Source organism: Roseomonas sp. SRI_022 (assembly GCF_057586215.1).
Window position 1 is genome coordinate 1 of record NZ_JBYCZL010000027.1, and the last position, 15,436, is coordinate 15,436.

At 72.9% G+C, this 15,436-nt stretch carries 11 protein-coding genes; 6 read left to right on the forward strand and 5 right to left on the reverse strand.

Going from position 1 to position 15,436, the window contains the following annotated elements; genetic code table 11:
• From AC2YHJ_RS22040 to AC2YHJ_RS22050, 3 genes are all read left to right on the forward strand, one after another.
• On the forward strand, window positions 1-311 hold a 311-nt coding region (locus AC2YHJ_RS22040; RefSeq protein ID WP_487398328.1), incomplete at its 5' end, for a RecX family transcriptional regulator.
• Entirely contained in the window at window positions 308-1,015 is a 708-nt protein-coding gene (locus tag AC2YHJ_RS22045; protein ID WP_487398329.1) for an AzlC family ABC transporter permease, read from the forward strand. The genes AC2YHJ_RS22040 and AC2YHJ_RS22045, both read left to right, overlap by 4 nt.
• Window positions 1,012-1,314, forward strand: a complete 303-nt coding sequence (locus AC2YHJ_RS22050) for an AzlD family protein (RefSeq protein WP_487398330.1) — start codon at window positions 1,012-1,014, stop codon at window positions 1,312-1,314. Before AC2YHJ_RS22045 ends, AC2YHJ_RS22050 begins: the two co-directional genes overlap by 4 nt.
• 34 nt (window positions 1,315-1,348) lie before the next feature.
• Here AC2YHJ_RS22050 and pbpC read toward each other — a convergent pair whose 3' ends face one another.
• From pbpC to AC2YHJ_RS22065, 3 genes are all read right to left on the reverse strand, one after another.
• The gene (pbpC, locus tag AC2YHJ_RS22055) at window positions 1,349-3,373 is read right to left on the reverse strand and encodes a penicillin-binding protein 1C (protein WP_487398331.1); all 2,025 of its coding nucleotides are present in this window, start codon (window positions 3,371-3,373) and stop codon (window positions 1,349-1,351) included.
• A 268-nt stretch (window positions 3,374-3,641) separates the two neighbouring features.
• Window positions 3,642-8,747, reverse strand: coding sequence for an alpha-2-macroglobulin family protein (locus AC2YHJ_RS22060; RefSeq protein ID WP_487398332.1), 5,106 nt, complete (start codon window positions 8,745-8,747; stop codon window positions 3,642-3,644).
• Between the two features lie 117 nt (window positions 8,748-8,864).
• Window positions 8,865-9,842: a hypothetical protein gene (locus AC2YHJ_RS22065; protein WP_487398333.1), complete on the reverse strand. Its 978-nt coding sequence runs from the start codon at window positions 9,840-9,842 to the stop codon at window positions 8,865-8,867.
• Between the two features lie 193 nt (window positions 9,843-10,035).
• Between AC2YHJ_RS22065 and AC2YHJ_RS22070 the strand changes: the two genes are divergently transcribed.
• Window positions 10,036-11,010 carry a Bug family tripartite tricarboxylate transporter substrate binding protein gene (locus AC2YHJ_RS22070; protein WP_487398334.1) on the forward strand — a complete coding sequence of 325 codons (975 nt, stop codon included), beginning with the start codon at window positions 10,036-10,038 and terminating at the stop codon, window positions 11,008-11,010.
• Window positions 11,011-11,014: 4 nt separating this feature from the next.
• On the opposite strand, the gene AC2YHJ_RS22075 is transcribed toward AC2YHJ_RS22070, so the two are convergent.
• On the reverse strand, window positions 11,015-12,280 hold the full coding sequence (locus AC2YHJ_RS22075) for a hydantoinase/carbamoylase family amidase (protein ID WP_487398335.1): 1,266 nt from the start codon (window positions 12,278-12,280) through the stop codon (window positions 11,015-11,017).
• Complete coding sequence (locus tag AC2YHJ_RS22080; RefSeq protein ID WP_487398336.1) at window positions 12,277-13,392, reverse strand: CaiB/BaiF CoA transferase family protein; 1,116 nt, start codon at window positions 13,390-13,392, stop codon at window positions 12,277-12,279. Before AC2YHJ_RS22080 ends, AC2YHJ_RS22075 begins: the two co-directional genes overlap by 4 nt.
• A gap of 65 nt (window positions 13,393-13,457) precedes the next feature.
• Here AC2YHJ_RS22080 and AC2YHJ_RS22085 point away from each other — a divergent pair, with 65 nt between their 5' ends.
• Together AC2YHJ_RS22085 and AC2YHJ_RS22090 are read left to right on the forward strand one after the other, a co-directional pair.
• Window positions 13,458-14,423 carry a Bug family tripartite tricarboxylate transporter substrate binding protein gene (locus AC2YHJ_RS22085; protein WP_487398337.1) on the forward strand — a complete coding sequence of 322 codons (966 nt, stop codon included), beginning with the start codon at window positions 13,458-13,460 and terminating at the stop codon, window positions 14,421-14,423.
• Complete coding sequence (locus AC2YHJ_RS22090; RefSeq protein WP_487398338.1) at window positions 14,423-15,415, forward strand: NADPH:quinone oxidoreductase family protein; 993 nt, start codon at window positions 14,423-14,425, stop codon at window positions 15,413-15,415. The genes AC2YHJ_RS22085 and AC2YHJ_RS22090 overlap by 1 nt, the downstream gene beginning before the upstream one ends.
• The last annotated feature ends 21 nt before the right edge of the window (window positions 15,416-15,436 follow it).

Genomic DNA, 15,436 nt, shown 5'->3' on the forward strand with positions numbered 1-15,436 from the left:
CGCGGCGTCTGTCCCGCGCCGGGCGGTCACGCCGGGCGATCGCCGCGCATCTGTCGGCCAAGGGTGTCGCGGCCGAGACCGCCGCCGCGGCGATGCCCGAAGGCGAGGAGGCGGAACTCGCCGCCGCGCTCGCCTATTGCCGCCGCCGCCGGATCGGTCCCTTCGCGCGCGAGGAGGTCGATGCCGAGGCGCGGCGCAAGGCGCTCGGCGCGCTCGCCCGCGGCGGCTTCGCGCAGGGCCTGGCCCGCCGGGTGCTCGGGATGGATCCGGCCGAGGCCGAGGAACGGCTGCTCGCGGCGCGGCGCGGATGAGCGGGCCCGGCATCGTCTTCACCCGCGGCGGCGTGCTGCGCGGCGCCCGGCAGGCCATCCCGCTGGTGATCGGCACTTTCCCCTTCGGCCTGGTGGTCGGCGTGATCTCCGACGCCAAGGGGCTGTCGATGCTCGAGACGCTGGTGATGTCGGGGCTGGTCTTCGCCGGGTCCTCGCAGCTGCTGGCGCTGGAGCTGTGGACTGAACCGGCGCCGGTCGCCGCGGCGACGCTGGCCGCGCTGGTCGTGAACATGCGCCTCGCGCCGATGGGCGCGGCACTCGCGCCGTGGCTCGACAGGCTGCGCGGCTGGCGGCTTTGGGGGACGCTGGCGACGCTGGTGGACCATTCCTACGCGCTGTCGGCTGCCGAGATGCGGCGCGGCGGGCGGGATGCGGGCTTCCTGCTCGGCGTCGCGCTGGCGCTGTGGTTCTTCTGGATGATCGCAGTCTCGGCCGGGCATGTGCTCGGCGCGGTGGTGCGATTGCCGCCGGGGCACCCGCTGTATTTCGCCGCGGTCGCGACCTTCTGCGCCATCCTGGTGCCGGTGTGGCAGGGCGTGCGGCGGGACCTGTTGCCTTGGATGCTGGCGGCGGCCGTGTCGCTCGCGGCGTGGCAGGCGGGGCTCGGCGCGCCCTGGCCGCTGCTGGCGGGCGCGCTGTCGGGGGCGGCGTTAGGCGCGTGGATGGAGCTGCGGCGGGCATGACGCTGCGGCTCGATGTCCTGCTCGCGATCCTCGGCATGGCGCTGGCGACCTATCTGTGCCGGGCGGGGGGCTATGCGCTGTTCCGCGCCTTGCGCCCACCGCGCTACGTCGAGGTGACGCTGCAGCACCTGCCGGGGCCGATCTTCGTCGCTTATGTCGCGCCGGCGCTCGCGATGCAGGGGCTAAGGGGCTTCATCGCCGCGGCGATCGTCGTCGTGGCGCAGGCGGCGACGCGCAACCTGGCCGCCGCCATCGCCACGGGGGTGGCGGCGATGTGGCTGCTCGGCATGGTGATGTGACACCCACGCGCGTGCGGCGCGGCCCGACGACGCGCTATGGCGCAGCGGCCGGAACGGATGCGGGGATGAGCACAACCGAAGGCGTGCCCACTGGCGGCGCATCGGCTGGTCGCACGCGGATCGCAACCGAGGTCGCCGCGCCCTCCGCATCCAGCACGGTGACGCGATAGAAGCCTGGGCCCGGTGGCGTCCACGCAACTTCCCGCCGTGCCGGTTCCACCGCCAACGGCGCGCCATCCACCAGGAAGGCGAGCGGCCGCCGCCCACCCGCCGCGCGCAGCGTGACCGGCCCTGCGCCCTCGGTGAGCGCCGCGCCGGGTGGCGGGAACAGCAACCGCAGCCGATCGGCCGGTGCCTGCCGACGTGCAGCATCGGCCATTACCCGCAGGCGCTCGCGCGGCGCTTCAGGCAGCAGCGCGAAGACGCGCGCCAGCACTGGCAGCGCCGCCTGCCGCCCGGTCGCGCCCGGCATCGCCGTGCCGTCCGGCCGCCCGATCCACACGCCCGCCACGTGCCGCGCATCGAAGCCGAGCGCCCAGGCATCCCGCCCGCCCCAGGAGGTACCGGTCTTCCACGCAATGCCCGAAGGCCCGCCGCCAGGGAAGTTCTGAACGAGGATGGCGGCAACCGCATCCGCGGCGCGGCGTTCCACCGCCTGCTGCGGTTCAGGCTGTTCGCCGGGGGTCAGGCGCAGCGGCCGGGAACGGCCGTGATCGGCGATCGTCGCGTAGAGCGCCGTCATCTCCCGCAGTGTCGTCCCCGCGCCACCCAGCGCGAGCGGCAGCGACGCATCCGCCCCGCGCGGCAGCCGCGGCGCCGCCCCGGCCATTTTCAGCGCCGAGGCGAAGCGCAGCGCCCCGACCTGATCGAGAAGCGCCACGGCAGGCAGGTTCAGCGACATGCGCAGTGCATCGGCCGCTGTCACCCGCCCGGCGAAGTCGCGGCCGAAATTCTCCGGCGCGTAGGCTCCGAAATGCCGCGGCAGGTCGGCCACGATGGTCGATGACGTGGCGATGCCGCGCTCGAACGCCATCGCATACAGGAACGGCTTCAGCGTCGAGCCCGGCGAGCGCACCGCCCGCGTCAGGTCCAGCGCCCCGGCGCGCGATTCCGCCCCCCATTCCCCGCCGATCAGCGCGCGCACCTCCCGCGTCGCGACATCGGCAACGACGATGGCGAGCGCCGCACGGTCGGGCAGCGTCTCCAGCACCTCGGCCGCGAGGCGTTCCGTCGCGCGTTGCAGCCCGGCATCGAGGGTCAGCGTCACGCTGCCCGCAGCACCGCGCGCCATCTCGCGGGCCAGATGCGGCGCAAGGCGCGGCATCGACAGGCGCCGCGCCGGCATGGCGGTCGCCATCGCCAGGTCGCGATCCTCGGCCGAGATCCCCGCCGCCGGCCCACCGCGCCGCGCCAGCACCGCATCCCGCGCTGCCCGCGCCGCGTCCGGGTGCCGGTCCGGCCGCAGCGAGGCGGGCCGCCGGGCAAGCGCGATCAACAGCGCCGATTCCGCCGCATCCAGCCGCGCCGCCGGCCGGCCGAACCAGGCGAGGCTGCCCGCGCGCAGCCCCTCAATGTTCCCGCCCTGCGGTGCCAGCGTCAGCCAGATGCCGAGGATCTCATCCTTGCTGAACTGCGCTTCGAGTTGCAGCGCGCGGAAGATCTCGATCGCCTTGGAGCGCAGATTGCGCGGCCGCGGTTCCAGCAGCCGCGCCGCCTGCATCGTCAGCGTCGATCCGCCCGACACGACCCGCCCCGCGCGGATCCACTGCACCGTCGCACGCCCGAGCGCGATGGGATCGACACCGGGATGGCTGCGGAAGCGCCGATCCTCCGCGGCGATGAGCAGGTCGGTGAGCGACGCCGGCACATCACCGGTCGTCGTGCGCAGACGCCAGGTGCCGCCCGGCGCGGGCAGGACGGAAAGCGTACGGCCGTCACGGTCCAGCACCTCGGCGCCTGTCGCGTTCAGGCGCGTGAGATCGAGCGGGAAGGCGCGGTCAAGCGCGAAAGGCGCGGCGAGGAGGGCAACAGCGAGGGGAAGCCAGATCAGGCGGCGCATGACGGCGCGTCGGAGAGGGGCGTCGCCCCTCTCCGAACCTCTCCCCACCAAAGGCCTAAGGGCCTTTGGAAACCGATACTTGGTGCTGGGCGGGGCGCGCACAGGGAATGGTGGCCAGCAGATTTTCCGGGCGCCGGGCACAGGAGCGCCGCGTCCAAGGCAGCGGTACCTCCGTGCCCAAAACCAGGTTCCCGCGGTCCAGGGGGCTGTTGCCCCCTGGCGGGGTGGTTTGGAGGGGCAGCGCCCCTCCAATGCCCACCCACAGCCATCACGGCAGCACCGTAATCCGCGCCGTGTTCTGCCGCGCGAAGATCCCCGGCCGGTACATATCCTGCGCTTCCGCCCCGGGCAGTTCGAACGTCCCTGGCGTGACCGCCCGCAGCCGTACCGCGACGCGGGCGAAGGGCCGAGGCTGGGTGATTGTCACCGCCGCGGCGTAGCGATCGTCGAGTGCCGGCTGGCTGTCCACCTCGGTCAGCGTGCCGAGCCAGGGCATGCCGGCGACATCGCCGGCGGGCAGGCGGGAGGCGATTTCCCATCCTGCGGGCAACCCTTGCGTCAGCATTGCCTCATGCCGGTCGTTGGTTTCGCTGCGCAGTTCCATCAGCAGGATGAACGACGTGTTCTGCGACAGCGTGTCGAGGTTCAGCGGCTCCCCGTTCAGCGCGAAGAAGCGGCGCGTCACGCGGAAGCCCTCGCGCGCGGCGGGCAGCGCCTGGCGCGGGATGCCGGTGATCGACACCGCCTGCCACACCGGCGCGCCACCGAGGTTGCGTGCGGTTCCCGACGCGGTCAGCGGTGTGACCACCACGGGTCCCGGCGGCAGGGCGGAACCGTTCACCGCGACGGTGGCGGCGCGTGTGCCCTGGCCGAGCACCTGTGCGGCGAGCACCGCCCAGGCCTGTTCCTGCGTGCTGCTGCGCATCGGCGTGAACTCCGCGCCGGGCAGCACGGACAGCGCCTGGTTCAGGCGGTCGGTGAGCAGCCCGCTTTCGCGCAGCAGCAAGGTTGTCGCCAGCGCGTCGCGCGGCGCGCTGCCGTAGTCGAAGGACCAGAAGCGCCGGCCCGTCGCGGCGAGGGCGGCGGTGAAAGCTTGCTCGGCGCGGACAGTGTCGCCGCCGCGCGCGAAGGTGGCGGCGAGCTGCGCGCGGGAGAGCTGCGTCGGCAACTCGTTGAGGCTCTCCATCAACCGCCGTGCGGCACCGAGGCGCGGCTGGCCGGCGAGCGCCATGGCGTGCAGGCGATAGGCCTGCGCAGCGCGTTCCATCGGGCTGTCGCCGCCGGCATCCTCGATGGCTTCGTCGAGGAAGCGCAGCGCCTCCCGCAGCGCGCCTTCGGGCACCGTCGCACCCGCGGTGCGGGCGCGGATCAGTGCCTCGACGGCATAGGGCGTCAGCCATTGCTGCGTCTCGCCGCTCGCGCTCCACATGCTGAAGGAGCCATCGAAGCGCTGGCGGTCGAGAATGGCATCCACCGCGCGCTGCAAGCGGATCGCGCGTTCGGGATCGGCTTCCCCGGCAAGGCCGGCGGAGAGTGCGAGCGCCCGCGACGCGGATTGTTCGAGGCAGGCGAGGGGGAAGTCCTCCACCGCGCGCAGCATCGCTGCGACGTCGAAGCGCACCACCGCGCCGAAGGACGCGCTGGCGCGCCAGGCGCCGTTGACGAAGCGATCGGCCGGGACGGTGAGCGGCAATTCGACACCGGGCGGCAATTCCGCGCCCGCCACTTCCGTCACCCGCGGGCGGGAGGACCGGATGGTGATGCGGCTCTCACGTTCCACGCGGAAGCCATTCGGGCCGGTGACGGCAAGGCGCAGCACGCCTTCGCCGCCTTCCGTCGCACGCAGCGTGGTGAAGGGCTGCGCGCGCGCGCCGGTGGCGAGGTTCGCCGCGAGCCGTGTCGGCCCGGCGATGGAAAGCCCGCCGGTCGCGCTCAACTCGGCGGCGATCTCGCCCGCCGGCAATTCGACGTTATGCAGCAGCACGGCGAGACGCGCCTCATCGCCCGGGGCGAGGAAGCGCGGCAGCAGCGCTTCCGCCACCACCTGGTCGCGTACCGTCATCGCACGGGCGCCGGCGCCGACGCGCGTGCCTTCCCAGGCCACTGCCATCAGGCGCAGTTCGCCGGCGAAGTCGGGAATGTCGAGCGGCACCATCGCCACCCCATCCGGCCCGGCGCGCACCACGCCGGAGAACAGCGAGACGAGACGCTGCGGCGGCTGGATCGCGTCCGCCCCGTCATTCTCGTCACCACCCTGGCGCAGCAGGGCGAGCTCGCCTTCGGCCGGCGCGATCAGGCGACCGTAATCGTCGCGGATATCGACGCCGAGCCGGCGACGGCCGAGGAAATGCGCCATCGGATCGGGATTGGCGAAGTTGGTCAGGCGCAGGATGCCCTCATCCACCGCGGCGAGGGTCAGTTGCACCGGCCCCGCTGCGTTGGTCACGCGCACCGGGATCTCGACCCGCTGGCGCGGGCGCACCAGCGTCGGCGTGTCGATCGCAACGCCCAGCGTGCGCGGCGCCGGGTCGATACCCACCCAGGCGAGGCCGAGGCCACGGCCGGGTTGGCCGGACCGGGTCTCGCCGGCGCGGAAGACGGTCACGGTTACATAAGCGCCGGGACCCCAGGCGGCATCGACGGGAACCTCGACATCGGTGCCGCCCTCGGCGACCTGGATCTCGCGCACCGACACCAGCCGGTCGGTCATCACGGCGACCGAGGCACGACCGGCGAAGGGCGGCGTGATGCGGATGCGCGCGGTGTCGCCGGGCATGTACGCGCGGCGATCGGCGGCGACGTCCACGCGGTCAGGGATCTCCGCACTCTCCACCCCCGCCCAGCCGGAGCGGAAGCGGATGGAGGTGATGCCGAGGCCATTGGCATCCGTCACTTCCAGCCGGTAGCGGCCGAAGGCAAGGGAACGCGCGAAGCGCGCGGGCTGCTGGGCGGTGACACGGATCTCCTGCGCATCCACCGGCTCGTCACGCCACACGGTTTCCCAGCGCGCGATGGAACCGCGCACCACGATGCGCCAGTTCGGCCGCTCGCGGACCAGGCGCACGCGCAGCGTGGCGTTGGTCGCGCGGCCTTCAGGGGAGACGGCGGCGATGTCGAACGCGGCTTCCGTGCCGGCATCGATGGCGTCGTTCTCGAAGGCGGGCTTCACGGCGACCAGCGTGCCGCGCGGGCGCACGGGGACGGAGAAGCGCGTGCGCGTCTCCCGCCCACCGGGCTCGCTCATCGAGACGGTGACTTCGCCCTTCACCGGGCGCGTCGTATCGGGCGCCTGCGGCAGGTCGAGCGTCAGCGTGGTGCGGCCCTGGTCGTCGGTCTCCGGAATGTCGAAGGTGATGAGGTCCGGGGCGAATTGTTCCTGCGCCAGGCCGAAGCGCCACCCGCGCCAGTTGGGGAAGGGTTCGGGGTCGGTCAGCAGGCGCATCTCGGCCTGGCCGGACAGGCCTGTGCCGGGTGCGCCGTAGAGGAAGCGCGCGGTTACCGGCACGCGCAGCCCGTTGGGGCCGGGCACCAATGGACCGGGGGCGGGACCGGCGATCACTTCCAGCCGCTCTGGCAGGAAGGCCTCGACGCGGAAGGTGGTGCGGCCGACCGGCGGCGCGTCGGGATCGGTCAGCGCCTCCAGCGTCCAGACGCCGAAGGTGGCGCCGGCGGACAGGCGCACCGGCCAGTAGATGGCGCCGCCATCCTGGCGTGGCGGGACATATTCGGCCGCGACCTGCCCGTTCGGGCGGCGCAGCCTGAGGCGCACCGGCAGGTCGAGCGGACGGCCGGCCGGATCACGGATCAGCGCCGCCGCGTTCACCGTCTCGCCCGGCCGGAAGATGCCGCGGTCGAGCCAGAGGAAGGCATCGACCGGCCCTGGCTGCGGCAACCCCGTCGCGCCGCGGTCGGACAGGTCGAAGGACGCGGCTTCGAGCGACAGCGCGGCGAGGTCGTCGGCTGTCTCCGCATGCACCGCGACCGGCGCGAGCGGACCCGTGCCCCGCATCAGCGCCGCGGGGAAGCGCGCGAGGCCATCGGCGTCGGTGCGGGCCTCGGCCAGGATCTCGTTGTTGCGCGCCATCAGCATCACGCGCAGCCCGGTGGTGATGGCGGCCGATTGCAGGCTGCGCGCCTGCACCGCGAGCCCATCCGCCCCGCGCCACGCGGTCAGGCCGATATCGGTGACGAAGAACGGCAGAGCGGCGGTCTCGCCACTGCCGCGCCGCGCATCGGCGTTGCGCAGCACGACGAGATAGGCACCCGGCCCGGCGCTGCGCAGCACATCGGGCAGCGGCAGGGCGGATCGCAGCGTGCGGTTGGCCTGCACGCCGCGCAGCTCGGCGCGGCCCTCCCACAGGATGCGGCCCATATCCTCGCTGATCGAATCGGCGGAATAGGATTCCAGCGCCTCGCCCGGCGTCCAGTCGCGGCGGAGGGGCACCAGGTTGCGTTCCGCCACGCGCACGATGCGCATCGTCATGGCGTTGATGTTGATGGTGGCGACGCCGACGCGCGGATCCTGCCCGCGCGGCAGGATGAAGGCGCGGGTGTCGAAGGCGATGCGCGGGTCGCGGTTCGGCATCGCGACGCCGATCGTGGTGTCCTGGCGCAGGTTCTGGCGGTCCTCGCCCGGCAGGCCGGCGCGCAGGATCAGCCGCGTGGTCGCGCCCCAGGGCAGGCCGGCGACGCAGAGCTGATCGCCCTCACGTTCCACCGCGAGCGAGGGGATCGGCGGATCGGCGCGGATCCAATCGCCCGGCTGCCAATCCGTGCGGCGTGCCGGCGGGTTGGTGAAGGTCAGGCAGGCGCGGGCCGGCTCGGCCTCGGATTCCGGCGTGACGCGGCGGACCAGCATGCCGGCGGCGCGGCGCGCGGCTTCCAGGCGCTGACGATGCTCGGGGCTGTCGCTGCGTTCGAGGATGGCTTCCAGCGCCTCGATCTGCTGCACGGGGCGGTCCATGCGGCGCAGCGCCTCGGCAATCACGGCAAGTGCCGGCACTTCGGGTTCGCCATACGGGGCAAGCTGGAAGGCGCGCCACGCCGCCTGCAGCGCGCGCTGGTTGTTGGGCGGGCTGCGGTTCAGCTGCGCCTGGGCGAGCGCGAGCCAATGATCGCCGGTCGGCTGCCCCATGCCGATCCGTTCCTCCCACGCTGCGGCGGCGGCGGCGAAGTCGCGGCGGCCATCGGCCTGCAGGGCACGCTGCTCGGCCGCGCTGCGCTGCTGCGGGCTGCCGCCCGCAGGGAAGCGCCGCTGCATCTCCTGCTGGTAGGCGCTGCTGTCGCGCCCAAGCCCGGGCAGGTCGAAGGATTGCGCCGCGGCGACGCCCGGCAGGGCGAGGGCCAGCAGGAGGAGCAGGCGGATCAGTCGCATGGGGGCGTTCCGGTCATTCTTGCGGCGGCGCGGATCATGGCACGCGCCGGGATGGCGCGCACGCGGGCAGGCGGTGTGGCCGGTGTGACGCGCATCACGATCCGGCCGGGCACCGCATCAGCGGCGCTGCTGCGCGGCAGGGAGCATCGTCACATCGCGCAGCACGACGCGGTCGCCCTCGATCGCGAGGCGCGCCTCGCCTTGGCCGGCCGGGCGGTCGTCGCGCGACAGCCGGAACGTCACGACCATGCGCTCGGGGTCGAGGGTGGGCGAGCCGCGCGTCTCCGTCCCGGCCGGCAGGAGCTGCGGCAGCGTGGCAAGCCAGGCCTCGGCGTCGATGTCCTGCCAGATGCGGAAGCTCTGCGGCCCCGCGCGGCGATAGAGCAGCGGGATCGGCCCGCCGGCAGTGCCGGTTTCCTCGCAGGGCAGGTAGAGCAGGCTGTCCTGGCCGTGGCGGACCAGGCGCGGGCGCAGGCAACTCGCCTCGCCGAGCCGCTCGGCAATATCGACGGTCCATTCGCCGGGCTGGCCGGCCGACAGCACCAGCACCGCGGTCTCATGCGGCAATTCGCCGGTCGGGTCGGCCGGGTATTCGTATTGCGCGAAGGCGTAGCGGCGGCCATCGACGGTGCCGAGCATGCCGAACGCCGCCACGCGGCAGGCACGGCGCTGCGCCGCGGCACCTTCCGACGACGGCAGCGCGAGGCAGGTCGTGCGCAGCCGGCGTTCCGGCGCTTCCTCGAGGCCATGGGTCGAGAACCAGCCATTCTCCTCGCGCAGCGCGGCGAGGCGCGCCTGGAGGCCCTGGCGGATGGCGGCCGCGCCCCGGGCGGCGTTCTGCCGCAGGGCGGCCATCGCGGCATCGTGGCGTTCGCGCAGGCCGCGCCGCCAGGGGATGGAGGCCATGTCGCGGCGATAGGCCTCCACCTCCGCGGCAAGCGCAGCCAGGCCGGGATCGGCGCAGAGGGTCCGGTCGAAGGCATCGCCCGGTGCGCGGCAATCGGGCGTGGCGGCATGGGCGGTACCCGGCGGCAGTGCGGCGAGGCCGAGCAAGGCGGCGAGCAGGCCGCCGCGCGCGAGGGAGGCAACAGTCATCACGGGTCGGTCAGTCCTTGGGTGGCATGGCATGGGTCGCGGAGTTGGCCCCGGCCGCAACGCAGCGGTCTACGAAACCCTGCAGGCGTCGTGATGACATTGCCGCGACGGGTGGAAGTCGTTGCCGCGGCGGCGGCCGAGGTTCCAGGATGGCACCAAGCCCGCGCAGCAGCCGCCGGGAAGGGAGGATGCGATGCCGATCACCACGCCCCTGCGGCGGCGGCCGCTATTGGCCGTTGCCGGCGCGCTCGCGGCCCCGCGCGCCCTGCATGCGCAGGGCGCCTGGCCGAACCGGCCGATCACCATGGTCGCGCCCTATCCACCCGGCGGCACGACCGACCTGTCGATCCGTCCGATCGCCGAGCCGCTGCAGCGCATCCTCGGCCAGCCCATCGTCATCGAGAACCGTGCCGGCGCCGGCGGGACGATCGGGGCGCAATACGTGGCGCAGGCGCGGGACGGGCACACCTTCCTCGCATTCCCGACGGCGGTGATGGTGATCGCGCAGCATGTGATGAACCTGCCCTTCGATCCGGCGACCGCCTTCGTGCCGGTGGCGATGACCTGCTTCGCCTATGGCGTGGTCGCGGCGAACCCCACCGTGCCGTTCCGCGACCTGGCGGGGCTGGTGGCCTATGCCCTCGCCAATCCCGGCGCGCTGCGCTTTGGCTCGGCCGGGAACGGGACGATCACGCAGTTGTCGGGCGAATTGTTTGCGGACGCGACCGGCATCCGGCTGGAACATGTGCCCTATCGCGGATCGGCGCCGTCGCTGACCGACCTGCTCGGCGGGCGGGTGCAACTGTTGTTCGATGCCGTCGCACTTCCGGCGGTGCGGGACGGACGGCTGGTGCCGATCGCGACGATCGCCGAGCGGCGCAACCCGGACTTGCCGGATGTGCCGACCCTGGCCGAGGCCGGGTATCCGCGGGCGCTCGCCGTGCCGTGGTATGGCGTGATGGCGCCGGCGGGCACGCCGCATGCTGTGGTGGACCGCCTCGCTTCCGCCATCGGGGAGGCGTTGGCACTGCCATCGGCCGCATCCGGCATGGCGCTGATGAGCATGGCGCCGACCTTCGAGCGCGGCGAGGTCTTCGCCAATCGCCTGACCCGCGAACGCGAGGTCTACGGTGCCTTGGTGCGCAAGCTCGGCATCCAGCCGTCCTGAGCGGTCAGGCTTCGGCGCGGAGCCATTCGGCGAAGGTCGCGGCCGCCGCCATCAGGTCGGGCACATCCATCGCCTCGCGCGGGTTGTGGCTGCCATGCGCGTTGCGGATCAGCAGCAACCCAGTGGGGATGCCGGCGGCGGCGAAATTCGCCGCATCATGCGATGCGGGCGAGCCGAGTTTCATGGTCGCGATGCCCATGCGCGAGGCCGCCTCGGCCAATCCGCGTCGCAGTGCCGGGTCGCAGGGCCCGACCGGCGCGGCGTTGCGCGGGCCGAGGTTGATCGTCACGCCGCGCCGGGCCGCGACCGCAGCGACGATGGCGTGCAGGCGCTGCTCCAGACCCGCGAGATGCGCCGCGTCATAGGCACGCAGGTCGAGCGAGAGCGTGAAGTCACCCGCGACGACCGTGAGCTCGTGCTTCGTCGTGTCGGTGTGGAAGCGCCCGATGGTCAAGGCCATGGCGCGGCCGGCGGCTTCCTCCTCCGCCCACAGCGCGTCGAGCGCGGTGAACAACTCGGCGCCGGCCAGCGCGGCGTCGCGGCGGAAGCGGCGCGGCAGGCCGACATGCGCGTCCTCCCCGCTGATGCGGATGGCGGCGTGGCGGATATTGCCGGGAATGCCCGTGCACACCGCGAGCGACAGGCCGGCCTCGACCAGACTCGGCGCCTGCTCGATATGGGCTTCGAGGAAGCAGCGGATCGGCCCTGCCGGCAGCAGGCGGTGGCCCGGCGCGATGGCGGCGGGATCGCCGCCGCAGCGCGCGATGTGCTCGGCAAGCGTCAGCCCGGTATCGGCGCGGCGGCGATCCAGCGCGTCCGGCGGCAGGATGCCGAGTGCCGCACGGCTGCCGATCAGGCCGAGGCCGAACCACACCGCTTCCTCGCAGCGGAAGGCGGCGATGGTGATGTCGGCGCCTGGCGCGAAGCCCGTGGCGCGCAAGGCCGATGTCGCGGCGAGCGCCGCCAGCACGCCCGCCGCGCCGTCAAAATTGCCGCCATGCCGCACGCTGTCGAAATGCGATCCCAGCATCACGCGCGGTGCCGCGCGATTCGCGCCCGGCCAGGTGAGGTAGAGATTCGCCACGGCATCGCGCGACACGTCGAAGCCGAGGCGCTGCGCTTCCCCGACCGCCAGCGCATGCGCGGCATTCTCGCGATCGTCGAAGGCGTGGCGCGTGATGCCCGGCGCATCGGCGCCGATCGCCGCCAGCCGGTCGAGCAGCGCGGCGATGCGCGGCTGCTCGGCGGCGATGGCGGCGGGCAGGCTCACGCGCCGATCTCGGCCAGTACCTCGGCGGTGTGCTGCCCGAGCGTGGGTGCGAGCGCATGCCAGTGGCCGAGGCCCGGCAGCATCGGCAGCGGCACCTCGCCGAGCTGCGGCTGCTTCACATGCGTCACCGCGCCGGACGCGACGACATGCTCGTTCGACAGCCAGTCGAGCGGCGAATTGACGCGATCCGCCAGCAGTCGCGCGCCCTGCAGGATCTGCACCCATTCCGCCGAGGGACGCTTGATGAAGGCAGCGCGCACGATGGCGTACAGCGCCTCGCGATTTTCCCAGCGCAGCGGGAAGGTCGCGAAGCGTGGATCGCGTGCGGCGTCCTGGATGCCGAGGGCCTCGGCGATGGCGATCCATTCGGCTTCCCGCACCAGCGTGACCATCACCCAGGCGCCATCCGACGCTTGGTAGGCACCGGCCGGTGCATTCGGCGGCGCGGCTGCGCCACCCTGCACGCCCCATTCGCCGATCTGCTGCATCAGGAGGTTGGAGGTCGCGGCCATCAGCGACATGTCGATGACGCGCCGGCGCGGCGTCGTGTCCTGCGCGCGGGCGGCGAGCGCGACCTGCACCGCCGAGAAGGCGTAGATGCCCGTCGCCATGTCCGAGACGAAGGCGCCGACCTTGTGCGGCACGCCGTCTGCGCCGTCATTCAGCGCCACCAGGCCGGAGAAGGCCTGCGCGACGGAATCCGTGCAGGGGCGTTCGGCGTAGGGCCCCGACTGCCCGAAGCCGGAGATCGACAGGCACACTGCGTCCGCCTTCGCATTCTCCGGCCCCAGGCCGATGCGTGCGGCCACGCCCGGGCGGAACGCCTCGATCAGCACATCGGCCGATGCGGCGAGTTTCGCCGCCGCAGCGCGCCCTTCGGCCGATTTCAGGTCGAGCACGACCGACCGCTTGCCGCGGTTGAAGGACACCGTCATCACCGAGACACCGTCCTTCGCCGTACCGAGGCCGCGTGACCAGTCGCCTTCCGCCGGTTCCAGCTTGATGACGTCCGCGCCGCAGGCAGCCAGCATCATGCCGCAATAGGGCGCGGCTATCCCCTGGCCGGCGTCCAGCACCCGAAGGCCCTTATAGGGCCTCATCGCCTCGTCCATCGCATTTCCTCCGTGACGGTCCGCGCCTATCCTGACGCGAAGCGACGCATTGGGAAGGGGACGCCATGAGGATCAGCCGCCGGGCCGCAATGGCCCTGCCAGTCGCGCCGCTGGCCGCACCCGCCCTGGCGCAGGACTGGCCCAGCAGGCCGGTGCGCTGCATCGTGCCCTACCCGCCCGGCGGGCCGACCGACCTGGTGGGGCGCGTGGCGGCGCAGCGCGCGCAGCAGGACCTCGGGCAGCCGTTGGTGATCGAGAACAAGCCCGGCGCTTCGGGGACGATCGGCTCGGCGGAGGTCGCGCGCGCCGCGCCGGATGGCCAGGTGATCCTGGTCAACGCCTCGGCCCATGTCATCATCCCGCACCTCAACCGCAGCCTGCCCTATGACGCGCTGGCGGATTTCCTGCCGGTCACGAACATCGCGATGGTGCCGCTGGTCGCGCTGGTGAACCCGCGTCTGCCGGTGCGGTCCCTGGGTGAACTCGCCGATCACGCCAAGGCGAATCCGGGGCGGGTGAGCTACGCCTCCTCCTCGATCGGCGGTGCGCAGCACCTGGCGGGCGAGATGTTCAAGCAGATCGCCGGCGTGGACATGGTGCACATCCCCTATCGCGGCGCCGGGCCGGCGATCCAGGACCTGATCGCGGGCAATGTGCAGGTGATGTTCGACAGCGTACCGGCCGGCGCCGGCGCGGTGCGGGAGGGCCTGCTGCGGCCGCTCGCGGCGCTGAACGCGCGCCGGATCACGGTGTATCCCGCCCTGCCGACCTCGGCCGAGGCGGGGTACCCGGACCTCGTGATCTCCACCTGGTATGGCTTCTGGGCGCCACCGCGCACGCCGATGGCGATCGCCGAGCGCCTGCAGCGCGCGGTTGCCGTGGCCGTGCAGGACAGCGAGGTGCGGGCGCGGCTCGCGACGCTGGGGGCCGATCCGGTCGCCGATACGCCGGCCGACTTTGCCGCCTTCTGCCGTAGCGAGTACGACAAGTTCGGCGCCATCGTGCGCTCGGCCAACATCCGGATGGAATGATGCGCGCGATCATCTGTGAATCCTGGCGCGACTTCGATGCGTTGGAACTGAAGGACGTCCCGCCGCCGCCGATGCGCCCACGTTGCGTGCGCCTGCGCATCGAGGCGACGGGCGTGTCCTTCGCCACGCAGCTCGTGGTCGCCGGGAAGTACCAGCGCAAGCCACCGCTGCCCTTCGCCCCGGGCACGGAGGTGGTCGGCACCATCATCGAGGTCGCGCCGGACGCCGCGGCGCCACCCATCGGCACGCGGGTCTTCGCCGTGCTCGACTGGGGCGGCTATGCCGAGGAAGTGGTGGTGGACGACATCCACGTCACCGCCATCCCTGACGGGCTGCCGGCCGAGGCGGCGGTGGCCTTCCCGATCTCCTACCCGACCGCCGGGGCCGGGCTGCTGTGGCGGGCGCGGCCGGCGCCGGGCGACTGGGTGCTGGTGCATGGCGCGGCGGGCGGCGTTGGGCTGGCCGGGGTGGAGATCGCCAAGGCCATGGGCGCGCGCGTCATCGCCCGCGCCGGGGCCGGCAAGCATGCGCTGCTGCGCGCCCGCGGCGCCGACGTTGTGCTCGACAGCGCCGCGCCCTTCCGCGATGCGGTGAAGGATGCGACCGGGGGGCAAGGGGTCGCCTGCGTGCTGGACACGATCGGCGGCGATGCCTTCGACGATTCGCTGCGCTGCCTCGGCGATGGCGGGACGCTGGTGGTGATCGGCTTCGCCGGCGGCGGCATTCCCACCGTCCCGGCGAACATCCTGCTGCTGAAGAACATCGCGGTGGCGGGGGTGAACTGGGGCACCTATGTCGGCTGGTCGCCGGGCGACAATCGCCGGCTGCACGCGCCGCGCGTGCGGGATCTGTGGTCGCGGCTGGTGACATGGTGGCAGGATGGCGCGCTGAAGCCGGAGGTGCATGCGGCCTATCCCCTCGCGCAGTTCCGCGAGGCCATGGCCGAGGTGCGCGAGAGGCGCAGCGCCGGGCGCGTGGTGCTGCGGCCGTGACGCGCCGGCCGGGATCGGCGG